Raw genomic sequence first — 20,404 nt, forward strand, 5'->3', positions numbered from 1 at the left:
GTCTGTATTGACTTGGGTGACCTAGGCCAATGTGCCCGACGCCGTCAGAGTTGTCTTGCCACCCAGATAGCCATGCAGGGCCTCGGGCAGGGCCACAGATCCGTCTGCTTGCTGTCCATTTTCCAGAACGGCAATCAAACACCGCCCCACGGCCAGACCGGACCCGTTTAGTGTATGCACAAACTCGGGCTTGCCACCACCTGTCGGTTTGAAGCGTGCGTTCATGCGGCGGGCTTGGAAGTCGCCACACACGGAGACCGAGCTGATCTCGCGGTATGTGTTCTGCCCCGGCAACCAGACTTCGATGTCGTGGGTGCGTTGGGCCCCAAACCCCATATCCCCAGTGCAAAGCGCCACGGTGCGATACGGCAGGTTCAGGCTTTCGAGGATACCCTGAGCACAGGCGGTCATGCGATCCAGTTCGGCGCGCGACTCGTCTGGTTTGGTGATCGAGACCATCTCGACCTTTTCAAACTGGTGCTGGCGCAGCATGCCGGACGTATCACGCCCTGCGCTGCCTGCTTCGGAGCGGAAGCATTGTGTATGGGCCACCATACGGCGGGGCAGGGACGACTCGTCGATGGTTTCACCATTGACTGTGTTGGTCAGCGACACTTCGGCGGTCGGCACCAGCCACCAGCCATTGGTGGTTTGATAGCTGTCTTCGCCAAATTTGGGCAATTGTCCGGTGCCAAGCATCATATCTTCGCGCACCAAAACAGGCGTCCACATCTCGGTCAGCCCGTTTTGGTCGACATGTGTGTCCAGCATAAACTGTGCCAATGCACGGTGGATGCGGGCCACGGCACCAGACAGGACCACAAATCGCGTGCCAGACAGTTTGGCACCCATTTCGAAATCCATGCCGTGCGCGACGCCATCCAGTTCGTAATGTTCCTTGGCCGCGAAATCGAGCGTGACAGGCGTGCCCCAGCGGTGGGTTTCGACGTTGTCATCTTCGTCTTTGCCAATCGGTGTGTCTTCGAATGGCAAATTCGGAATGCCCATAAGCAGATCGGTTAACTTCTGATCCAGCTCTTTGGCGTCGGTTTGCATCTGGGCGGTTTCGGTCTTTTTCTCACCGACAAGCGCGCGCAGGCGCTCGAATTCGGCGTCATTGCCCGCAGCTTTTGCAGCGCCCACATCTTTGGCCGCTTTTTTCTGTTCAGACTGGGCAGCTTCGGCCGCTTGGATTTTGGCGCGTCGCTCGGCATCCAAGGCCAAGATTGACGGCGACATGGCATCAAGCCCACGGCGGGCGAGGGCGGCGTCAAACGCGGCCGGATTTTCGCGGATCGCACGGATATCATGCATGTCAGTTGTCCTTGGTTTATGAATCACTTGGGGGCAGCTTATGGCGTATTTTTTGCCGGATCGTAAGCACCCCGTTTTTGGCAGGTGTCAGGTTTCACCGGAATGGCCACACATGTTGGTGTTTCGCGCCTTGCATATAGGCACGCGGGCACATAGGTTCCTGCCAAATTAGCGGGGCTTTGGCCTCGGGCTCACATCTACCTAAAAGGAATGCTTCCATGGACGCCAGTGCAATCGGCCAGTTTCTGCCTCTCATTCTGATCTTTGCGATCATGTACTTCTTGTTGATCCGCCCTCAGCAGAAGAAAATGAAAGAACACCAAGGCATGGTGACGGCCCTGCGCCGTGGCGACCAAGTTGTGACCCAAGGTGGTTTGATCGGCAAAGTGTCCAAAGTTAAAGACGACAGCGAAATCGAAGTTGAACTGGCCGAGGGCGTCAAAGTCCGCGTCGTCAAGTCTACGATTGCTCAGGTACTGAGCAAGACCGAGCCTGCAAACTCTTAATTCACTGACAAGGCTGCGACGATGCTGCAAATCGACCGTTGGAAACGGGTCCTGATCTGGACCGTGTGTGTGTTGGGGCTGTTGATGGCGGTTCCCAATGCGTTCTATGAAAGGGTCGAGGCGCATAATGACGCCGTGGCTTCGCTCGAGCTGGGGTATTCCGGCAATGGGCTAGAAGAGCAGGCTGGCATGTGGCCAAGCTGGATGCCATCTTCTCTTGTGAATCTCGGGCTCGACCTGCGTGGTGGGGCCCATTTGCTGGCCGAAGTGCAGGTGTCGGACGTGTACGAAGCCCGCATTAAGGCCATGTGGCCCGAAGTGCGTGACCTGCTGCGTGCCGAGCGTGCCACAATTGGCACCATTCGACTGCAACCCTCTGACAGTGCTGAACTGCGGATCAAGGTTTCCAAACCCGAAAGCATCGAAAGTGCTGCGACCTTGGTGCGTGGGCTGGGGCGTCCGGTCACGTCTTTGACTGGCGCGGCAGCGTCGGACATTACCGTGAATACAGAAGGCGGCGACATCGTGATCGCGTTGTCGGATGCAGAAAAGCTCGCCACGGATGAACGGACAGTTCAGCAAGCGCTAGAGATTATTCGCCGCCGGATCGACGAAGTCGGCACACGCGAGCCCACTATTCAACGCCAAGGCGCTGATCGCATTCTTATTCAGGTGCCCGGCATTGGCTCGGCTGCTGAACTCAAAGAGATCATCGGGACAACCGCGCAATTGACCTTTAACCCAGTTGTGGGTCGCGGCACGAACCCGGATGTCAATCCGGGACCGGGCAACGAGGTGCTGCCGTCCCAAGACGAAGAAGGCCTGTATTACACCGTCGAAAGCGCCCCTGTTGTCACAGGCGAAGAACTGGTGGATGCCCAACCGTCGTTCGACCAAAACAACACGCCTGCCGTGTCGTTCCGGTTTAACCCGTCGGGTGCGCGCAAGTTTGGCAATTACACCGCCGAAAACATTGGATCACCGTTTGCCATTGTTCTGGATGGCGAGGTCGTCAGCGCCCCTGTGATCCAAGCCCACATCGCGGGCGGATCGGGCATTATTACCGGACGCTTTAGCGTTGAGGAAAGCACCAATCTGGCCGTGCTGTTGCGCGCAGGTGCCTTGCCAGCAGGGCTTGAGTTCCTCGAAGAACGCACAATCGGACCGGAGTTGGGCCAAGACAGCATCGAAGCCGGGCAAATCGCTTGTGTCGTGGCATTCTTGGCGGTGCTGGTCTTTATGTTCCTGAGTTATGGCACCTTTGGTTTGTTTGCCAATATCGCCTTGATCATCAACGTTGGCCTGATCTTTGGGTTGCTGTCCATGATTGGTGCGACCCTGACGTTGCCGGGCATTGCCGGTATCGTTCTGACAATCGGGATGGCTGTGGATGCCAATGTGCTGGTGTTCGAACGTATTCGTGAAGAGTTGAAATCCGCCAAGGGGCCTGCACGGGCCATTGACCTTGGGTATGAGAAAGCGCTGAGCGCCATTCTGGATGCCAACATCACAACCTTTATCACCGCTGCGATCCTGTTTGCCGTTGGCTCGGGGCCAGTACGCGGTTTTGCAATTACTTTGGCTTTGGGCATCATGACCTCTGTATTCACCGCGATCTATGTGACGCGGTTGATTGTGGTCATCTGGTTTGAACGCCGTCGTCCCAAGACAATCGAGGTATAAGCCATGCGTCTGAGACTTGTTCCGGAAAATACCAAATGGGATTTCTTTGGCCGTCCGCTTTTGTGGCTTGGGTTGTCAGGGTTTTTGGTCGTGTTGGCGCTGGTGTCATTCTTTGTTCAGGGATTGAACTATGGGATTGATTTCCGCGGTGGCACCACCATTCGCACCCAAAGCGCCGAAGTTGTGAATGTCGCTGAGTACCGCGGCGCGCTTGAACCTTTGGGGCTTGGCGATGTGACCATCACCGAAGTGTTCGACCCCAGCTTTGACGACAATCAAAACGTCACCATGATCCGTATTCAGGCCCAAGACGGCCAAGAATCTGTGTCTGCCGACTCGGTGCGCACCGTTTTGACTGCGCTGCAGACGGTCACGCCGGACATCATCTTTGTGTCCGTTGAATCCGTGGGGCCAAAGGTCTCTGGCGAGTTGATCCAAACGGCCGTGATCGCGGTGCTTTTGGCAATTGGTGCGGTGCTGATCTATATCTGGCTGCGGTTTGAATGGCAGTTTGCATTGGGCGCGGTTGCTGCATTGGTGCATGACGTTGTGCTGACCATCGGGGTGTTCTCCGAGTTGCAGATCAGGTTTGATCTGGCGATTATCGCCGCGCTGCTGACCATTGTCGGGTACTCGCTGAACGATACCGTGGTGGTGTTTGACCGCGTGCGGGAAAACCTGCGCAAGTACAAAAAGCTGGAGCTCAAAGAGGTCCTGAACCTGTCGATCAACGAAACGCTGTCGCGGACGGTGATGACCTCGGTCACGACGTTGCTGGCATTGATTTCGCTTTTCGTACTGGGCGGTGACGTGATCCGTGGATTTGTATTCGCGATGATCTGGGGTGTGATCGTCGGGACGTATTCGTCGATCTTTGTCGCTTCGACGGTCTTGCTGAAACTTGGTGTAAAGCGCGACTGGTCCAAACCAGACAACAGCGCGGGCAACCAGTTTGCCAATATCGACGCCTGATATGATCGCTGACATTCTGGCAACGCCGGGTCTTTTCTGGCTATGTCTGACCATAGGAGCCGCGGGCATTGTCCGCGGCTTTACTGGTTTTGGCACTGCGCTTATTTTTGTGCCCGTGGCGGGGATGTTTTTGCCATCGGCACAGGTGATCGCGTTGATCACCATGACGGGCGTTGCCAGCACCATGGCTTTGTTGCCCAAGGCATGGGGAACTGCACAAAAAGCCGATGTTGGCCTGATGGCAGGCGCCGCGCTGTGCACCGTGCCCATCGGGCTTTGGGTGTTGTCGTTGCTGGATCAGAACACCGTGCGTTGGGTGGTCACAGCCATTGCGACGGTGATGTTGGGATCGCTGGTGACTGGGTGGCGATATCGGTCGCAGATTGGGCCAATAGGGTTGTTGGCGATTGGGGCGGCTGCGGGATTGTTTGGCGGGATGACTGGTCTAACGGGGCCAGTGGTGATCTTGTTTTATCTGTCGGGCCTGCACAAAGTCGAAGTCGTGCGTGCCAATACGATCTTGTTTTTGGCCGCGCTGGATGTTGTGATCGTGAGCAATCTGATATGGCAGGGCATGACGAGTTGGACATTGTTTGGCGTGGCTATTGTGCTGGCAGTGCCGTATTTTGTGACCACGCTGATCGGGCAGGCGCTCTTTGATCCGGCGCACGAGAAAATATATCGCATTGCGGCCTATGCTGTGATTGCGCTGGCGGTCGTCACTGGGCTACCGCTGTGGGATTAAGGAACTGAACCTATGCAACTAAACGAGATCACATACTCTGACGCCATTCCGATCGACAGCTATGGTCCGGGGTTCTTTCGTATTGGCGGACAGGTCATTGAGGGGGGCGCGTTTATTCACGCCTCAGGTGCCCGCAGTTGGCAGGGATATGAAGACACGCAACACATTTTGGAGCTTGCGCAGAAAATCGACTTTGTGCTTGTCGGAACTGGTGAGAAGATGGATTTTGTCGACCCGACGTTTCGGACCACATTGGAAGATGCGGGCATCGGCGTTGAACCCATGGCATCTGCGACAGCATGCCGAAGCTATAACGTCTTGGTGTCAGAAGGCCGCCGTGTCGCCGCCGTTCTGCTGGCAGTCTAGCGGTCTGCGTGACAAGCGCACAGGGGTGTATACAGAGATGGCATTTTGCTTTTGTCATGCGTGCGGATGGGCTATGGCAGACACATGACACTGACTGTAACTGATCTGACAATCTCGCGTGGTGGCATTCCTGTTTTGGAAGGGCTGAATTTTCGCTTGGACGCGGGGCGTGCGCTTGTTTTACGCGGCCCCAATGGCGTTGGGAAAACCACGTTGTTGCGCACGGTTGCAGGTCTTCAGCCACCGGTCACAGGGCAGATCACCAATCCACCAGAAAGCATTGCCTATGCTGCCCACAGTGACGGGCTTAAGGCCACGTTGACCGTGGCCGAGAATTTGCATTTCTGGGCGGACATCTTTGGAACCAAAGGCATCGACAAGGCATTGGCGGGCTTTGATCTGGAGGGACTTGTTGATCGCCCCGCTGGCGCATTGTCTGCGGGACAAAAACGTCGATTGGGTCTGGCACGCCTTTTGGTTAGCGAACGGTCAATCTGGATTTTGGATGAACCAACTGTGTCCTTGGATGTGGCATCCGTGGCGATGTTTGCCGATGCGGTGCGTGCCCATCTTGCTACTGGTGGATCAGCCTTGATTGCCACGCATATTGATTTGGGTCTTGATGCGGATGTGCTGGATGTCGGCCCATTTCGCGCTGTGCCCGGATCAGGATCGGGTGATTTTGACGGGCTCGATGAGGGCTTCTTATGATTGCGCTCCTGAGCCGCGATATGAAACTTGCGATGCGGGCAGGGGGCGGGTTTGGCCTTGGGCTTGCATTCTTTTTGATTGTGACGGTGTTGGTTCCCTTCGGGGTTGGCCCAGAGAGTGGCCTTTTGTCGAAAATCGCCCCCGGAATCTTGTGGTTGGGGGCGCTGTTGGCGTGCCTTTTGTCGCTGGATCGTATTTTGGCGCTGGACTGGGAAGATGGATCTCTTGACCTTTTGGCCACGTCACCGCTGCCTATGGAAGCTGTGGTCAGTGTCAAAGCGTTGGCGCATTGGATCACCACTGGGTTGCCTCTGACGTTGGCGGCGCCGTTGTTTGGATTGCTCTTGAGCTTGCCAGAGGCAGGATACAAATGGTTGGTGATTTCGCTGATTTTGGGCACGCCCGCACTTTCGGTGATTGGCACGTTCGGTGCTGCTTTGACCGTGGGCCTTAAGCGCGGTGGGTTGTTGTTATCGCTGCTGGTGCTGCCATTGTATGTGCCGACGTTGATTTTTGGCGCCGAATTGGCGCGCCGCGGGGCCGTTGGTCTTGAGACGACAACACCCATGTTGATGCTTGCGGGGATCACCGCGGGCACCATTGCGCTGTTGCCTTTTGCAAGTGCGTTGGTGCTTCGGGTGAATTTGCGATAGAACATGCGGGTTTGAAAATGTGATGAGGGTTTAACCCAAATCAAGGACGAGCGAGCAGCTCACTGCGATGTGAGGTGCAATAGCCAAAGAGGGCAGGTAGGAAAAGACATGGCGTCTATCTGGGAATATGCAAATCCGGTCAAATTTATCCGGACTTCGGAAATGGTGTTGCCGTGGGTTTCGATCCTGGCAACGATCACCTTGGTTGTCGGGCTGGTGTGGGGATTTTTCTTTACCCCTGACGACTATCGCCAGGGGGCGACAGTCAAAATCATCTATCTACACGTGCCTGCCGCGCTGATGGCGATCAACGTGTGGTTTATGATGCTGGTGACATCGCTGATCTGGTTGGTCCGGCGTCATCACGTCTCGGCACTGGCTGCCAAAGCTGCCGCACCAGTGGGCATCATCATGACGGTCATCGCCCTGATTACAGGGGCGATTTGGGGCCAGCCGATGTGGGGCACATGGTGGGCGTGGGATCCGCGTCTGACCTCGTTTCTGATCCTGTTTTTGTTTTATCTTGGGTATATTGCGCTTTGGGAAGCCATCGACAATCCGGACACGGCGGCCGATCTGACGTCGGTATTGTGTTTGGTTGGCTCTGTGTTTGCGATCCTGAGCCGCTATGCGGTGAACTTCTGGAACCAAGGGTTGCATCAAGGTGCATCGCTGTCTCTGGATAAGAAAGAAAACGTGGCCGATGTGTTCTCGACGCCGCTTTATATCTGCATGGTGGGGTTTGGGCTTTTGTTCATTGCGTTGGTGTTTTTGCGCACCCGCACAGAAATTCATAAACGCCGCACCAAGGCGTTGTTGGCGCGGGAGAGACTGGGATGATGCCTGATCTGGGGAAATATTCTGACACGGTATTGTCGTCCTATATCGTGTCGATTGTGTTGTTGGTTGTGCTTGTCGCCATGAGCCTGTGGTCCGCGCGCAAGGCCCGCGCTGAGTTGAAAAAAATCGAGGATCGCCGAAATGGCTAAGATTTCACCGTTGATGATGGCTCCACCTGCAATTTTTGCAGGCTTGGCGGCGTTGTTTTTTATCGGAATGTCGCGTGAAAATCCGAATGATCTTCCGTCGATGCTGATTCAGAAAAGTGCACCCAGCGTTTCCGCGCTGCAGCCGCTGCTGGATACGCCATTGCTGACAGATGAGGTGCTGGCGCAACCGGGCCTGAAGTTGGTGAATTTCTGGGGCACATGGTGTGTCGCCTGTCGGGCAGAACACCCAACATTGCTCAAGATCGAAGAGTTGCTGCCTGTAACCCTGCATGGCGTGAACTTTGACGACACCAAAGCCAAAGCCGAAGCGTATTTGCGCGAGGACGGCAACCCGTTCACGACTTTGGGCGAGGATGTCACCGACAAAACCAAGATCGACTGGGGCGTGTACGGCGCGCCGGAAACCTTTCTGATTGACGGGAATGGCACGGTTTTGTTGCGTATCGCGGGGCCAATTACCGAACGCGTCATCGAAAGAACACTTGGCCCAGCTGTGCAAAAGGCGATGACTGCGGCTCAAACCAACTAGGGACACGCCGCTTGGCGCAGACCAACCGCGCGGTTGTGAGAGACGAACCATCTTATCAAAGAGCCCTGCCAAATTGGCAGGGCTCTTTATTTTGTGTGTTACGTCTTGGCCAAGTCCCGCAGCACATAATGCAGCACACCGCCGTGTTCGATGTATTCAATTTCCGGCGCTGTATCGATGCGGCACTTCAGGGTAATGACGCGCGTTGTGCCATCCGGTGATGTAATGGTGCATGGCACCTCTTGCAGGGGTTCGATGGTATCCAACCCTGAGATCGACACAGTTTCATCTCCGGTTAGACCAAGCGTCTTTCGCGTATCCCCGTTGGTGAACTCAAACGGGACAACCCCCATTCCCACGAGGTTCGACCGGTGGATACGCTCGAAGCTTTCGGCAATCACCGCTTTGACCCCCAAGAGCGCTGTCCCCTTGGCCGCCCAATCACGCGACGACCCAGCCCCATATTGCGCACCGCCAAAGACAACCAGAGGCGTCCCCGCCTGTTGATACGCCATCGAGGCCTCATAGACCGACGTCTGGACGCCATCTGGGCCCTTGGTATACCCGCCTTCGACACCATCCAGCATTTCATTCTTGATACGGATATTGGCAAAGGTGCCGCGCATCATGATCTGGTGGTTGCCACGGCGTGATCCGTACGAGTTGAACTCGCGGACAGGCACGCCATGGTCGATCAGATACTGACCGGCGGGGGTGCTTTGGGCAAAGGACCCCGCAGGCGAGATGTGGTCGGTTGTGACCATGTCGCCCAATACCAACAGAACCTTGGCGTTGCTGATGTTTGATATCGTGCCCGGTTCAGCCCCCATATTCTGGAAATACGGCGGGTTCTGAATATACGTAGATTCGCTGGGCCAGTCGTATGTTTCTTGTTGGGGGACATCGACGGCCTGCCATTTGTCATCGCCTTTGAACACATCGGCGTATTTCGACAGGAACGCCTCGCGGGTCACTGTGGCCTGTACCAGATCCGCGATTTCCTGTGTGCTGGGCCAGATATCTTTCAGATAAACATCGTTGCCGTTTTTATCCTGACCAAGGGCATCGCTGGCAAGGTTGATGTCCAATGTCCCAGCCAGCGCATAGGCCACCACCAACGGGGGCGAGGCCAGATAGTTGGCGCGCACATCGGGTGAAATCCGCCCCTCAAAGTTGCGGTTGCCTGACAGAACAGACGTCGCCACAAGATCGCCCTCGGCAATGGCCTCCGAGATTTCCTTTTGGATGGGCCCAGAGTTGCCGATACAGGTCGTACAGCCGTATCCCACAAGGTTAAAGCCCAGTGAATCAAGGTCTTTTTGCAAATCAGCCGCCTCGAGATAGGCCGACACAACTTGCGATCCAGGGGCCAGCGAGGTCTTGACCCACGGCTTGCGGTTCAGACCCAGCGCGGCGGCCTTGCGGGCCACAAGACCTGCGCCTATCATCACATAGGGGTTTGATGTGTTGGTGCACGACGTAATCGACGCAATCACGACTTTGCCCGATTCCATGGTGTACTCTTCACCTGCGACGGCAACCTCTTTGCCCATGGGACGCTTAAACGTCTCTTCCATTTCGCGACGAAATTCGGTCTGGCCTTGGCTTAGCGGCACATAGTCTTGCGGGCGTTTCGGTCCAGATATTGCAGGCACAATGGTACCCATATCGAGCGTCAACGTGTCGGTGTAAATCGGTGCGTAATCTGCGCCTCGCCAGAGCCCGTTTTCCTTGGCATAGGCTTCAATGAGGGCGATGCGGTTCTTGTCGCGGCCGGTGTTTTCCAGATAGCGCAGGGTTTCGCCGTCAATCGGGAAAAACCCACAGGTCGCGCCGTATTCGGGGGCCATATTGGCAATGGTGGCCCGATCCGCCAGTGGCAAACGATCCAGACCCTCGCCATAGAATTCAACAAATTTTCCGACAACACCCTTTGCCCGCAGCATTTCCACGACCTTCAGCACCAGATCAGTGCCCGTGGTGCCTTCGACCATGGCGCCTGTGAGCTCAAAGCCGATGACTTCGGGGATCAGCATGGAAATTGGCTGGCCCAGCATCGCGGCTTCGGCTTCGATGCCGCCAACGCCCCATCCCAACACGGCTACGCCGTTGACCATGGTGGTGTGGCTGTCTGTGCCCACAAGGGTATCGGGATAGGCCACGTCATTCCCGTGTTGATCGGTATCAGTCCAGACCGTTTGCGCCAGATACTCAAGATTTACTTGGTGACAGATGCCGGTTCCGGGGGGCACAACGCGAAAGTTGTTGAACGCGGTCTGTCCCCATTTGAGGAAAGTATAGCGCTCCAGATTACGTTCATATTCGCGGTCGACGTTCATTTGAAAGGCACGCGGATTGCCAAACTCGTCAATCATCACCGAATGGTCGATCACAAGATCCACAGGTACCTGCGGGTTGATCTTGCGCGCATCTCCGCCAAGGGTTTTGATCCCGTCGCGCATGGCCGCCAAATCGACGACGGCGGGTACGCCTGTGAAATCCTGCATCAGCACGCGGGCAGGGCGATAGGCGATTTCGCGCGGGTTCTGGCCCCCGTTTGCCCCCCAGTCGGCAAATGCCTTGATGTCGTCGATCGACACCGAAAATCCGCCATCTTCAAATCGCAGCATGTTCTCGAGAACCACCCGAAGTGACGCAGGAAGTTTCGAAAAATCCCCCAAGCCGGCCTGTTGGGCGGCGGGGATCGAATAATAGGAAATTGACTTGCCGTTGACGTGCAGTGTTTTGCGCGTCTTTGCGGTATCGTGTCCGACGGTGATGGGCATGTTGGCCTCCTTCTTAGCAAAAAAACTAGGAGTCTCGCTGATGCATTTTTGACCGATCGTGTCGCTGTTATCAAGGGGCTGGCGGCGGGCGACGCATTTGGCGTGGGCACAGGCGGACTTCACCGTTGCCTCGCAAATGGTTGATTGGTGTTTCAATCGGTCCCGACGTAGAACAGGTGAAACATGATCTTAACGAACGGAATCGCGATGTTGCATCTAGGCCGCCTCATGACGTTGCTCCTGCTGATGACAGGAACGCCTCTGTTGGCGCAAAACCATCCGGTCGTTGTGGAAATGTACACCTCGCAAGGGTGTTCCTCTTGTCCGCCAGCAGATGCGTTTTTTGACCAGCACCTTGCGGAGCGCGACGATGTCATCGCCTTGGCGTTGCATGTGGACTATTGGGATTACATCGGGTGGAAAGATGAATTTGCCAGTCCCGACTATACCAAACGCCAAAAAGCCTATGCGCGCGTTGCCGGCCATCGATCGGTGTATACGCCACAGATGATTGTGGGTGGTGTGGATCATGTGGTGGGCACCCACCCCGAAGAGGTCAACTCTCTGGTCCGTAAACATCAGTCTCTGGCAAGTCAGGTCGAGTTTTCGATCGAACGCAAAGGCAACAAGCTCCATATTCATGCCAAGGGGGGCGCGGTGAGTGACGAGATGGAAGTGCATCTTGTGCGCTATCGCCCTTCTGAAGAGGTCGCAATTAGGCGCGGGGAAAATGCTGGAAAATCCGTGCGTTACGCCAATATCGTGGACTCGTGGGACAGTATTGTCATGTGGAATGGCCGTAAAGATCTGAACGTGACAGCGCCCGTACGTGGCAAGGCGCCTGTGGTGGCCATCCTTCAGGTCGAAGGTTATGGGCCTATTTTGGCTGCGGCGCGCCTGCGCTAGGGTTTCTTGGTTCTGAGATCAAGGTCGGCGTATTTCCAACGCCGATGAATCCAGAACCATTGATCCATGTTATCACGAATAAGGTCTTCCAGACCGGCATTGACTTGTTGCGTCATGGTCATGGCGTCCGAATGTGGAATCTCGTCCTGAACTACAATCCGAAAGCTAAGGCCGTCGGGATTGCGCAACCCATACACCGGTATCAGCGCCGCATTGAATTTCAAGGCCAGTTCGGCGGTCACAAGCGATGTCACGGCCTTTTGTCCAAAGAAATCAAGGGCCACACCGTCTTGGACGTAGAGATCGGTCAGAATACCCAAGACGCCGCCAGCTTTGATGTGGCGGACCATTTCCATCATCCCTTTGCGCCCTTGTTCGAACATCGGGGTGCCAATTTTGGAAATGGAATTTACGTAATGTGTGTTGAAATACGGGTTCGACATACGCCGATAGAGCGCCCCCATATTGTGGCCGCGGTGGATCAGGGCCGCGCGCACCACGTCATAGTTTCCCATATGACCTGTCACCAGAATAACTGGCCGCCCTTGGGCGCGTGCCGCCTCCAGTTTGTCGAGGCCTGGCCCAGAGATCGGGGACTCGATGGCGCGTGCGACGAATTCTTCACCAGAATAAATCTCGATCAGGGTGCGGCCGACGTTGTTGGGGACGGCTTTGCACAGGTGATCGACTTGATCTTGTGGCAGGTCAGGCAGCACATGATGTAGGTTTTCACGAATGCGTTTGCGGAATCCCGCGATTGGGGCAAACACGCCCGAGACCAGTGCCCCCATCATGCGCACACGTGTGGCATAGGGCAACGCCAGTGCAAGGCGGAGCGCACCAGTCAAAACCAAATTGATTGTGTAATCTCTGGCGCGGCGGCCAAATGGCGGTGTGTCCGTTTTCATTCTTTGGCCCGGCGGAATGTTTCACGATGCCAGACATAGATGCCCGCGCTTGCGATCACAAGGGCACCGACAATTGTCCACATGTCCGGGAACTCGGCGAAAAATACGACGCCCCAGAAGGTCGCAAAGATCAGACCGGTATAGCCGAACGGGGCTAACAATCCGGCTTCGCCCTGCGACAAGGCTTGAATCAGCAACAGTTGCGATGTGGTGCCAAAAATCACAATCAAGATCATCAGGCCAATGCTGGTCGCGTCCGGTGGCGTCCAGTTGGGCACAACCATGACACTGAGAACCAGCGTTCCGAACAGGCCTGTGTACAGCAGCGATGTCCAGATGTTTTCATCTTTCCCAACAAAGCGCGTCGCCAGATTATAGCCGCTGATAAACATCGCTGCGACAAGCGGATAGATTGCGTAGGGCGAAAACACGCTTGCACCCGGGCGGATGATGATGAGCGCGCCTATCAATGCGATGCCAATGCCGATCAAACGTCGCGGCCCGAGACCTTCTTTGAGAAAAACCGCGGCGCCAATCGTGATCAGGATAGGATTGATGTTCATAATCGCGGTGGCCTCGGCCAAGCCAATATTGCTGATCCCGATGAAAAAGCACCACGTGGCGCATAACAAAAAGAGCGAGCGCATGAGTTGAAGCAGCGGATAGCGCGTCTTGAGCACGGCAGGAAACCTGTGCCGGACCAGAAAGAGCACCAGAATCATTTGGCCTGCATAGCGTGTCCAAAGCGCGGGAATGATCCCGATGCGCGGCGAGAGTGCTTTGGCTGTGGCATCCATTAACGAGAATGCCAACACGGCCGCGACCATCAAGACGATGGCGCGGGCATTGGGTGACAAGGCGTAAAACCGGTTCAACACAGGATGGGTCCTTCAAACAGACCTCCAGTTACGCGGCTGCGGGGGGCACTGTAAACACACGTCTCCCAATATCGTGCGGGTATGACAGTAAGATTATGGTGGCGCGTCGTCCTCGGGTTGGATCAATGTGATATCGCCGCTGGCTTGTAAGGAGCGTATCGCGCCAATGACGGCCGTCATGGCTGTTTCACCGTCCTTAAGCGAAACCTTGCCGCGATCTTGGGCGTCTTCACGCAATTGGTCCGCCAATCTTGACGACGTATTTTCAAGCAGGAATGTGCTTGCTGCTCCAAGGTCATCGGTTGCGGCATAGGCAAACGCCGTCACCAAGTCGGTCTGATCAACCTCGCGCAGAATGCGCGGCACATCCCGTGGCGTGATCCGAGCCGGGATGTCAGCGTAGGTGAAAATTGCTTTGCGCACCAAGGTGGCAAACCCTGCATCGGTTTCCTCAAGGCCAGACAACACGTCGTCGCGTGTAGAGGCCATGGAATAATTCAAAATGGCGCCCACACGATCCACGGGTTCCTCGGAAAACGCCCGGTCTGGCACATCATCCAGCTGTGCCGCCAAAGAAATTCCGATTCTGTCCACGGCTTCGGGGGTGATGCCCGCTGTCAATGACACCGCATAGGTGATGCGCCGCGCCTTGGCACCGGGCAGCGCGCTGAGCAATTCAGCTGCTTTGGCCACATCCAGCTTGGAGAGCATCACAGCCGCGACCTCGATGCTTTCTTGTTCGGTAAATGTGACAAGCTGAGGGATAGCGAGACCGCGAATACGGCTCCAGGGGTCGCCCGATTGGCGCACACCGGCCTCTTTGCGCAGCCGTGCGGCGGTCAGGGGGCTTATGCGACCCTCAAGCGCTGTGAGTGCACCAGAAATGCCATTGGGGAATGATAGGCCGACGGATTCAAGCTCGGCTGCGAATTCCATGACAACAGAGGCCAAGGTATCGCGATCAACATAGCGCATCGTCCCCATGGCATGGGTCAAGGCCCCCTGAAGATCATCGGGCAATTCTGTCAGCGAAACGTCTGCGCCCTCGTTCAACAGAAACCGCACAATAATTGCTGCCTTTTGCTGGCGGCTAAGAGAAACGGGAGCAGGGGGGACAGGTGGCGCGATTTGCGCCACCTTGTTGGAGAGAGTCATCCGCAGGATCCTTTGACTTTGGGCAGATAAGACCACCCAAGAGTGAAAAAATCCTGAACCTAATAGTTGTAAGTTTGACCACTGCGAATGGCGGCCTCGAGGGATTGCTCGGGCCAAGTGCCTGCTCCCCCACGTGCGCGGATTTCCTTAAGCTGCAAAAATGCCAGATACGTATCGCCGGATTCAACGAAGGCCTGACCCATATAAGAGCGCACCAAAAGGTTATCTGGGTTTGATGCGATGGCCTGTTGGTAAAAGCTCATGCCAAGATCAACATTGCCCATCTTGCGGTTGGTGAATCCCCAATAGGTCAGCACGCGATCATCAGTTTGATCAGACATGGCAGACAGAACGATCTGGGCATTTTCGTATTGTCCGGCATAGGCATATTCGCGCACGGCTTGGTACAAAATGTCGTCACTTAGGTCAGATCGTTGCGCTTTGACACACCGCTTTTTCTTGTCATTCCACACCTTGCCCTTTTTACAATCCTTCGTGGTCTTGGTGGGCTTTGGCACAAACGGATCATCGGCACCTGCAGCCATCACCGACATGGGAGCCAAGGCAATTGCGGCCGCTGCTAAGATGGAAGGTACTTTCATAAAATTCTCCGTCATAAAGTGTGGTTATCTGCCGTTGTCATAGATGCACATGTTGTCACGTGTGTCCCAATATGACCCCGGTGGGCATTTTTGAGGATTTGCATAGGCCGCTGAGGCTGCCATCAGGATGGCAGAACAGATGGATGCTCTGATAAATGTCGCGTTCAACATGTTTATCTCCTCAGCATGCGATGCTTAATACATGCGTTAAATTGAATGTAGGTGTTGCAACGTATATTGCAACACCAAAATGTGGATTTCAGTACCACAACCAAAGTACCCAAAAGATCAAAACGTTTTCACGTTCGGGTGTGTTTCAGGTCGCCCCTAAATCCAATTGGCCGCCAGACACATCTGGTCCGTGGCATCCCAATAGAACCCGGGGTCACATCTTGTCCCGTTTTTTTCACCAATACCTGTTTTGATATTTGCACCACTGGCCAGTGCAGTCATCGGCAGCATACCAATCGCCGTTACAACGAGAATGTTCTTAAACATAGGTCTTCTCCTCTTAGCGCCCATTGTCGGGCATGCACATTTTTTCTGCTGCGTCCCATGAAAATCCGTCGTTACAGTATTCGCGGTTTTCGTCCGAATGAATGGTCAGAGACGTGATTGGCTGCGCTTGCGCCATGGCCGGAAGCGTCAGGGCGGCGCTCAAAAATATCGCGTATTTCATGTGATCACCTTTCGGGTGGTTCGTTTCAGTTCGATACCAATGGTACGGGGCACCTGCAGATTTGGATCACTTAAACACAAAAAAGGCCGGACAGATGTCTCTGTACCGGCCTCTGATCTCAGTGGGGTGATAAGGTTTTAGTCGCCAAACACCCGCGCAAAAATCGTATCGACGTGTTTGGTGTGGTACCCGAGGTCGAACTTTTCTTCGATTTCTTCGACCGACAGAGCCTTGACCACATCAGCGTCATTCAGCAATTCAGTTTTGAAATCACAGCCGGTTTCCCAGACTTTCAGTGCGTTGCGCTGAACCATCTTGTAACTGTCTTCGCGGCTGACGCCCGCTTGGGTCAGTGCCAATAGCACACGTTGGCTCATCACAAGGCCAGGGAACTTGTTCATATTGGCCAGCATGTTGTCTGGGTACACCAACAGTTTGTCGATGACCGAGGTCAAACGTACCAAAGCAAAGTCCAGCGTGATCGTTGTGTCTGGGCCAATGTTACGCTCAACGGACGAGTGCGAAATATCACGCTCGTGCCAGAGGGCAACGTTTTCCATCGCGGGGATCACCGCCATACGCACCAAACGGGCCAGACCCGTCAGGTTTTCAGTCAGCACAGGGTTTTTCTTGTGCGGCATCGCAGACGAGCCTTTTTGACCCATCGAGAAAAACTCGGCGGCTTCCAGCACTTCGGTACGCTGCATGTGGCGAATTTCTGTGGCGATGTTTTCGATCGACGATCCCACAACCCCAAGGGCTGCAAAGAAGGCCGCGTGGCGGTCGCGCGGGATCACTTGGGTCGAAATCGGCTCTGGCTCGAGGCCCAGTTTTTCACAAACGTGCTCTTCGACGGCGGGGTCGATATTTGCAAACGTGCCTACAGCGCCGGAAATAGCGCCGGTTGCGATTTCATGGCGTGCGCGCTTCAAACGCTTTAGGTTCCGATCCATCTCTGCATAGAACCGCGCAAACGTCAGGCCCATGGTGGTGGGTTCGGCGTGAATGCCGTGGCTGCGGCCGATACGGATGGTGTCTTTGTGCTCGAGTGCGCGCTTTTTGAGCGCAACCAACAGACCTTTGGTGTCTTCGATCAGGATGTCCGCAGCTTTGACCAGCTGCACGTTAAAGCAGGTGTCCAAAACATCGGAGGATGTCATGCCTTGATGCACAAAACGAGCTTCGTCGCTGCCGACATGTTCGGCCAAGTGGGTCAGAAAGGCGATGACGTCGTGTTTGGTTTCGGCTTCGATTTCGTCGATACGGGCCACGTCAAATTCTACATCTTTGGCTTTCCAAACGGCATCCGCGTTTTCGCGGGGGATCACGCCCAGATCTGCCATTGCGTCACACGCGTGGGCTTCGATCTCGTACCAGATTTTGAATTTGGATTGGGGTGACCAGATGGCAACCATTTCAGGGCGGCTATAGCGAGGGATCATGTGACGACCTTGTTTTGTTAGGCGGGAGTTGGGCGCGGTTTAGCCCTTGGGGGCGGTCTCGGCAAGGTATGAGGCCACACCTGAGACGGATTGCCCTGATATTTAGGACATCCGGGGCAAATTGGGGGCAAGTTGGGTGGACTACGCTTTGAACTGGGCTAGTATTGGGCAAGCAATCTGGAGATAGGGTAATGATGCGACTTGGATTTTCAAAACACGTGCGCCGTTGGGCCGGAGCAGGAGCACTGGTTCTGGCGTCGTCGCTGGGTGTCGCTGCAGATGTCCCGGTGCAATACACCGACGGCGGCAAGGCCTTGTTTCGCGTGATGGTTCCAGATTTTTGGGAAATGCGCGCCGGTGGATCGCGGATGCTGACGGCACCCGGTGATGATGCTGCACGCGAAGTGCCGCGTTTGATCGGTTTGTCGCCCGAGGCCTATGATGATGCATGGGTCGGATTTATCGTGCCGCGCAACGTACGCACCATTGAGCAAGGCAAGGCGTATATGCGCGAAATCGGCCCACATCTGGTGAAAAATCCCGAAGTCAGCCGCAGTCATAACAATCCGGTCGCGGGATTGCCTGCCTACACTGTGGCGGGGACTGGCAAACGGGGGGGCAAGAAAGTCGACTTTACCGCTGTCCTGATCAAGATGCCAAATGGCAAAGTCGCTTTTTCGGTGACCGTGCTTGAAAAGGGGTATGACCCCTCAGTGCTCAATGACATCAATGGAATGTACGCGTCATTCCGTGCGATCCGCTAGAGGAGAGATCATATGCTTATGAAAAAAACTGTTCTGGCGATTGCTGGTCTGGGAATGGGCGCAGTGACCCTAAGTGGCTGTGATAGCACGTCATATTCCGGCGGCGTGAGCACAGGGGTGTATTATGACTCCATGATGTGGAATGACTATTATCGTCCGTATCCGCCCAACCGCCCACACCCCCCAGAGCGTCCGGTGAAGCCAGTGCATCCGATTGCACCGCAACCACCTGTGCGTCCGACACCGCCGATGCGTCCAACGCCGCCCATGCACCGCCCGTCGCCTCGCCGATAATAGTAGCCTGCGGGCACCATCAGTCTTAGAGAGCCGCCTCGTGATTGGGGCGGCTTTTCAGTGAGGGGCGCAGGGCGCTAGACGGCTTTTGCTGGGGCAGGCGTGGTGTGGATCATTGGGACCGGTTGTCGGCCATGTCGGCCAGTTCGGTTCTGATATGACTGGTGCGCTCTAGGGTTCGATGCACAGGGCATTTGTCGGCAATCTCTAGGAGCTTCTGGCGTTGGTCATCGGTGAGGGCATCGCCACACAAATGAATGACACGTTTGAAATTATCGACTTTTTCACCGGTTCTTGTATTGGCATCTTGCGCATGGACTTTGTCATGACAGACATCCACCCAGACATGCGCGAGTGGCCACCCTTTGCGGCGCGCATACATGCGAATGGTCATGGATGTGCAGGCACCTAAGCCCGCCGACAAAAAGCCATAGGGCGACATGCCCTTATTGGTGCCGCCATAGACCATGGGTTCGTCTGCCAATGCATGATGAAACGGACCAGAGTTGATATCTTGCAAAAATCCGGCGGGGTCGACCTCTGAGACGCGCACAATCCCTTCGGGCGTGCCGGGTTGTGGGGCTGGTGGGGATAGATCAAGATACCGCACGACCCACGCCGCAATGACTTCGGCTGCGTATTCCGCGTCTTGGGCACGGCTGATCAGATGATCGGCATTATCAAGCGTGACAAAGCTCTTGGGGTGTTTGGCGGCTATGAAGATTTGACTGGCATTCTCGATGCCGACGATGTCATCCAACGGTGCATGCAATACCAAAAGTGCGGCGTCCAATTCGGAAATATAGGGCGCGAGGGTGCTGGCGCAGACGTCATCCACAAATGACTTGCTGACGGTAAATTTTCGCCCCCCAAGGCACACCTCGGCTTGGCCGTTGTCATTGATGTCTTGCAAACTGTCGCCAAAGTTATGGGTCACATGCCCCGGATCAAATGGCGCGCCAAGCGTGACCACGGCTTTGGTTGTTGGGACATCTGACGCGGCCCGCAAGATCGCGGCCCCGCCAAGGCTGTGTCCGATCATGAGGTCGGGCGCCAGATCGCGGGATTTAAGATAGGAGGCTGCGGCGATGATGTCCTGCACATTCGAGGTAAACGTCGTGTTGCCGAACTCGCCGTCTGAATGACCGAGCCCGGTAAAGTCAAAACGCAACACAGCAATCCCCATTGTTGCCAACCGCGACGCAATTCTGCGTGCTGCGGGGATATCTTTGGAGCAGGTAAAGCAATGGGCAAACAAGGCTGTGGCAAGATGTGGACCATCCGGACGATCAAGTCGTGCCGCCAGGGTTTGTCCATTATGGCCGGGGAAGGTGATGCGTTCAGAGGGCATTGGGTCATCCTTGTATGCTTGATGCCAATTTGAGAGAGAAGTCGCGTTTCGCCAAGGGCCGTAGCGTGCGGGTCACGTGATGGTGAAGCGCGGTGATCGTCTTCAAGCCTCGGCCGTATTGAGGGCGCGCCGTTAAGTGACTTGGCCGCA

24 protein-coding genes are annotated in these 20,404 nt (G+C 55.4%); 13 read left to right on the forward strand and 11 right to left on the reverse strand.

The features are described 5' to 3' along the window. Positions 1 to 21: 21 nt before the first annotated feature. A complete protein-coding gene (serS, locus tag FAP39_RS06705) occupies positions 22 to 1,314 on the reverse strand; it encodes a serine--tRNA ligase (RefSeq protein WP_138015626.1) in 1,293 nt (430 codons plus the stop codon). A gap of 218 nt (positions 1,315 to 1,532) precedes the next feature. Between serS and yajC the strand changes: the two genes are divergently transcribed. The 10 genes from yajC to FAP39_RS06755 all read left to right on the forward strand — a co-directional run bounded on the left by yajC (position 1,533) and on the right by FAP39_RS06755 (position 8,489). Next, positions 1,533 to 1,820 carry a preprotein translocase subunit YajC gene (yajC, locus tag FAP39_RS06710; protein WP_138015627.1) on the forward strand — a complete coding sequence of 96 codons (288 nt, stop codon included), beginning with the start codon at positions 1,533 to 1,535 and terminating at the stop codon, positions 1,818 to 1,820. A 21-nt stretch (positions 1,821 to 1,841) separates the two neighbouring features. Next, positions 1,842 to 3,503 (forward strand): protein translocase subunit SecD, encoded by a 1,662-nt coding sequence (gene secD, locus FAP39_RS06715; RefSeq protein ID WP_138015628.1) that lies wholly within the window; start codon positions 1,842 to 1,844, stop codon positions 3,501 to 3,503. 3 nt (positions 3,504 to 3,506) lie between these two features. After that, positions 3,507 to 4,475 carry a protein translocase subunit SecF gene (gene secF / locus FAP39_RS06720; RefSeq protein ID WP_138015629.1) on the forward strand — a complete coding sequence of 323 codons (969 nt, stop codon included), beginning with the start codon at positions 3,507 to 3,509 and terminating at the stop codon, positions 4,473 to 4,475. Between the two features lies 1 nt (position 4,476). Next, positions 4,477 to 5,220: a sulfite exporter TauE/SafE family protein gene (locus tag FAP39_RS06725; RefSeq protein ID WP_138015630.1), complete on the forward strand. Its 744-nt coding sequence runs from the start codon at positions 4,477 to 4,479 to the stop codon at positions 5,218 to 5,220. A gap of 12 nt (positions 5,221 to 5,232) precedes the next feature. Further along, positions 5,233 to 5,586 (forward strand): Mth938-like domain-containing protein, encoded by a 354-nt coding sequence (locus FAP39_RS06730; RefSeq protein WP_138015631.1) that lies wholly within the window; start codon positions 5,233 to 5,235, stop codon positions 5,584 to 5,586. 84 nt (positions 5,587 to 5,670) lie between these two features. Continuing rightward, the gene (gene ccmA, locus FAP39_RS06735) at positions 5,671 to 6,297 is read left to right on the forward strand and encodes a heme ABC exporter ATP-binding protein CcmA (protein ID WP_138015632.1); all 627 of its coding nucleotides are present in this window, start codon (positions 5,671 to 5,673) and stop codon (positions 6,295 to 6,297) included. Further along, a complete protein-coding gene (gene ccmB / locus FAP39_RS06740) occupies positions 6,294 to 6,950 on the forward strand; it encodes a heme exporter protein CcmB (protein WP_138015633.1) in 657 nt (218 codons plus the stop codon). Before ccmA ends, ccmB begins: the two co-directional genes overlap by 4 nt. Before the next feature lie 108 nt (positions 6,951 to 7,058). Continuing rightward, on the forward strand, positions 7,059 to 7,790 hold the full coding sequence (locus FAP39_RS06745) for a heme ABC transporter permease (RefSeq protein ID WP_138015634.1): 732 nt from the start codon (positions 7,059 to 7,061) through the stop codon (positions 7,788 to 7,790). Further along, positions 7,787 to 7,939 carry a heme exporter protein CcmD gene (gene ccmD, locus FAP39_RS06750; RefSeq protein ID WP_171006790.1) on the forward strand — a complete coding sequence of 51 codons (153 nt, stop codon included), beginning with the start codon at positions 7,787 to 7,789 and terminating at the stop codon, positions 7,937 to 7,939. Before FAP39_RS06745 ends, ccmD begins: the two co-directional genes overlap by 4 nt. After that, positions 7,932 to 8,489, forward strand: a complete 558-nt coding sequence (locus FAP39_RS06755; protein WP_138015635.1) for a DsbE family thiol:disulfide interchange protein — start codon at positions 7,932 to 7,934, stop codon at positions 8,487 to 8,489. The genes ccmD and FAP39_RS06755 overlap by 8 nt, the downstream gene beginning before the upstream one ends. Positions 8,490 to 8,587: 98 nt before the next feature. Here FAP39_RS06755 and acnA read toward each other — a convergent pair whose 3' ends face one another. Further along, positions 8,588 to 11,275: an aconitate hydratase AcnA gene (gene acnA, locus FAP39_RS06760; protein WP_138015636.1), complete on the reverse strand. Its 2,688-nt coding sequence runs from the start codon at positions 11,273 to 11,275 to the stop codon at positions 8,588 to 8,590. A 228-nt stretch (positions 11,276 to 11,503) separates the two neighbouring features. Here acnA and FAP39_RS06765 point away from each other — a divergent pair, with 228 nt between their 5' ends. Then, a complete protein-coding gene (locus FAP39_RS06765; protein ID WP_138015637.1) occupies positions 11,504 to 12,181 on the forward strand; it encodes a DUF1223 domain-containing protein in 678 nt (225 codons plus the stop codon). On the opposite strand, the gene FAP39_RS06770 is transcribed toward FAP39_RS06765, so the two are convergent. From FAP39_RS06770 to purB, 8 genes are all read right to left on the reverse strand, one after another. Beyond that, positions 12,178 to 13,089 carry a lysophospholipid acyltransferase family protein gene (locus FAP39_RS06770; RefSeq protein ID WP_138015638.1) on the reverse strand — a complete coding sequence of 304 codons (912 nt, stop codon included), beginning with the start codon at positions 13,087 to 13,089 and terminating at the stop codon, positions 12,178 to 12,180. The genes FAP39_RS06765 and FAP39_RS06770 overlap by 4 nt on opposite strands. Next, entirely contained in the window at positions 13,086 to 13,967 is an 882-nt protein-coding gene (locus tag FAP39_RS06775; RefSeq protein WP_246058978.1) for a DMT family transporter, read from the reverse strand. Before FAP39_RS06775 ends, FAP39_RS06770 begins: the two co-directional genes overlap by 4 nt. A 93-nt stretch (positions 13,968 to 14,060) precedes the next feature. Further along, entirely contained in the window at positions 14,061 to 15,122 is a 1,062-nt protein-coding gene (locus FAP39_RS06780; RefSeq protein ID WP_138015639.1) for a flagellar motor switch protein FliG, read from the reverse strand. Positions 15,123 to 15,181: 59 nt separating this feature from the next. After that, the gene (locus tag FAP39_RS06785; RefSeq protein WP_138015640.1) at positions 15,182 to 15,724 is read right to left on the reverse strand and encodes a tetratricopeptide repeat protein; all 543 of its coding nucleotides are present in this window, start codon (positions 15,722 to 15,724) and stop codon (positions 15,182 to 15,184) included. Between the two features lie 24 nt (positions 15,725 to 15,748). Further along, positions 15,749 to 15,895 carry a hypothetical protein gene (locus FAP39_RS17490; protein ID WP_171006791.1) on the reverse strand — a complete coding sequence of 49 codons (147 nt, stop codon included), beginning with the start codon at positions 15,893 to 15,895 and terminating at the stop codon, positions 15,749 to 15,751. Between the two features lie 156 nt (positions 15,896 to 16,051). Then, positions 16,052 to 16,222 (reverse strand): hypothetical protein, encoded by a 171-nt coding sequence (locus tag FAP39_RS17495; protein ID WP_171006792.1) that lies wholly within the window; start codon positions 16,220 to 16,222, stop codon positions 16,052 to 16,054. Between the two features lie 13 nt (positions 16,223 to 16,235). Beyond that, positions 16,236 to 16,403 (reverse strand): hypothetical protein, encoded by a 168-nt coding sequence (locus tag FAP39_RS17500; RefSeq protein WP_171006793.1) that lies wholly within the window; start codon positions 16,401 to 16,403, stop codon positions 16,236 to 16,238. A gap of 137 nt (positions 16,404 to 16,540) precedes the next feature. After that, complete coding sequence (purB, locus tag FAP39_RS06790) at positions 16,541 to 17,845, reverse strand: adenylosuccinate lyase (protein WP_138015641.1); 1,305 nt, start codon at positions 17,843 to 17,845, stop codon at positions 16,541 to 16,543. Positions 17,846 to 18,036: 191 nt separating this feature from the next. On the opposite strand from purB, the gene FAP39_RS06795 reads away from it, so the two are divergent. After that, positions 18,037 to 18,609 carry a hypothetical protein gene (locus FAP39_RS06795; RefSeq protein ID WP_138015642.1) on the forward strand — a complete coding sequence of 191 codons (573 nt, stop codon included), beginning with the start codon at positions 18,037 to 18,039 and terminating at the stop codon, positions 18,607 to 18,609. A 12-nt stretch (positions 18,610 to 18,621) separates the two neighbouring features. Continuing rightward, positions 18,622 to 18,903, forward strand: coding sequence for a hypothetical protein (locus FAP39_RS06800; RefSeq protein WP_138015643.1), 282 nt, complete (start codon positions 18,622 to 18,624; stop codon positions 18,901 to 18,903). A gap of 112 nt (positions 18,904 to 19,015) precedes the next feature. Here FAP39_RS06800 and FAP39_RS06805 read toward each other — a convergent pair whose 3' ends face one another. Further along, positions 19,016 to 20,254 (reverse strand): bifunctional alpha/beta hydrolase/OsmC family protein, encoded by a 1,239-nt coding sequence (locus tag FAP39_RS06805; RefSeq protein ID WP_138015644.1) that lies wholly within the window; start codon positions 20,252 to 20,254, stop codon positions 19,016 to 19,018. Positions 20,255 to 20,404: the final 150 nt, after the last annotated feature.

It is taken from the genome of Shimia litoralis (genome assembly GCF_005518135.1).
Lineage (GTDB): Bacteria > Pseudomonadota > Alphaproteobacteria > Rhodobacterales > Rhodobacteraceae > Shimia_E > Shimia_E litoralis.

Excerpts from the sequence above, each read along its gene's own strand:
- serS (WP_138015626.1), bottom strand. The coding sequence starts at position 1,314 with ATGCATGATATCCGTGCGATCCGCGAAAATCCGGCCGCGTTTGACGCC.
- yajC (WP_138015627.1), top strand. The coding sequence starts at position 1,533 with ATGGACGCCAGTGCAATCGGCCAGTTTCTGCCTCTCATTCTGATCTTT.
- secD (WP_138015628.1), top strand. The coding sequence starts at position 1,842 with ATGCTGCAAATCGACCGTTGGAAACGGGTCCTGATCTGGACCGTGTGT.
- secF (WP_138015629.1), top strand. The coding sequence starts at position 3,507 with ATGCGTCTGAGACTTGTTCCGGAAAATACCAAATGGGATTTCTTTGGC.
- FAP39_RS06725 (WP_138015630.1), top strand. The coding sequence starts at position 4,477 with ATGATCGCTGACATTCTGGCAACGCCGGGTCTTTTCTGGCTATGTCTG.
- FAP39_RS06730 (WP_138015631.1), top strand. The coding sequence starts at position 5,233 with ATGCAACTAAACGAGATCACATACTCTGACGCCATTCCGATCGACAGC.
- ccmA (WP_138015632.1), top strand. The coding sequence starts at position 5,671 with ATGACACTGACTGTAACTGATCTGACAATCTCGCGTGGTGGCATTCCT.
- ccmB (WP_138015633.1), top strand. The coding sequence starts at position 6,294 with ATGATTGCGCTCCTGAGCCGCGATATGAAACTTGCGATGCGGGCAGGG.
- FAP39_RS06745 (WP_138015634.1), top strand. The coding sequence starts at position 7,059 with ATGGCGTCTATCTGGGAATATGCAAATCCGGTCAAATTTATCCGGACT.
- ccmD (WP_171006790.1), top strand. The coding sequence starts at position 7,787 with ATGATGCCTGATCTGGGGAAATATTCTGACACGGTATTGTCGTCCTAT.
- FAP39_RS06755 (WP_138015635.1), top strand. The coding sequence starts at position 7,932 with ATGGCTAAGATTTCACCGTTGATGATGGCTCCACCTGCAATTTTTGCA.
- acnA (WP_138015636.1), bottom strand. The coding sequence starts at position 11,275 with ATGCCCATCACCGTCGGACACGATACCGCAAAGACGCGCAAAACACTG.
- FAP39_RS06765 (WP_138015637.1), top strand. The coding sequence starts at position 11,504 with ATGACGTTGCTCCTGCTGATGACAGGAACGCCTCTGTTGGCGCAAAAC.
- FAP39_RS06770 (WP_138015638.1), bottom strand. The coding sequence starts at position 13,089 with ATGAAAACGGACACACCGCCATTTGGCCGCCGCGCCAGAGATTACACA.
- FAP39_RS06780 (WP_138015639.1), bottom strand. The coding sequence starts at position 15,122 with ATGACTCTCTCCAACAAGGTGGCGCAAATCGCGCCACCTGTCCCCCCT.
- FAP39_RS06785 (WP_138015640.1), bottom strand. The coding sequence starts at position 15,724 with ATGAAAGTACCTTCCATCTTAGCAGCGGCCGCAATTGCCTTGGCTCCC.
- FAP39_RS17490 (WP_171006791.1), bottom strand. The coding sequence starts at position 15,895 with ATGTTGAACGCGACATTTATCAGAGCATCCATCTGTTCTGCCATCCTG.
- FAP39_RS17495 (WP_171006792.1), bottom strand. The coding sequence starts at position 16,222 with ATGTTTAAGAACATTCTCGTTGTAACGGCGATTGGTATGCTGCCGATG.
- FAP39_RS17500 (WP_171006793.1), bottom strand. The coding sequence starts at position 16,403 with ATGAAATACGCGATATTTTTGAGCGCCGCCCTGACGCTTCCGGCCATG.
- purB (WP_138015641.1), bottom strand. The coding sequence starts at position 17,845 with ATGATCCCTCGCTATAGCCGCCCTGAAATGGTTGCCATCTGGTCACCC.
- FAP39_RS06795 (WP_138015642.1), top strand. The coding sequence starts at position 18,037 with ATGATGCGACTTGGATTTTCAAAACACGTGCGCCGTTGGGCCGGAGCA.
- FAP39_RS06800 (WP_138015643.1), top strand. The coding sequence starts at position 18,622 with ATGCTTATGAAAAAAACTGTTCTGGCGATTGCTGGTCTGGGAATGGGC.
- FAP39_RS06805 (WP_138015644.1), bottom strand. The coding sequence starts at position 20,254 with ATGCCCTCTGAACGCATCACCTTCCCCGGCCATAATGGACAAACCCTG.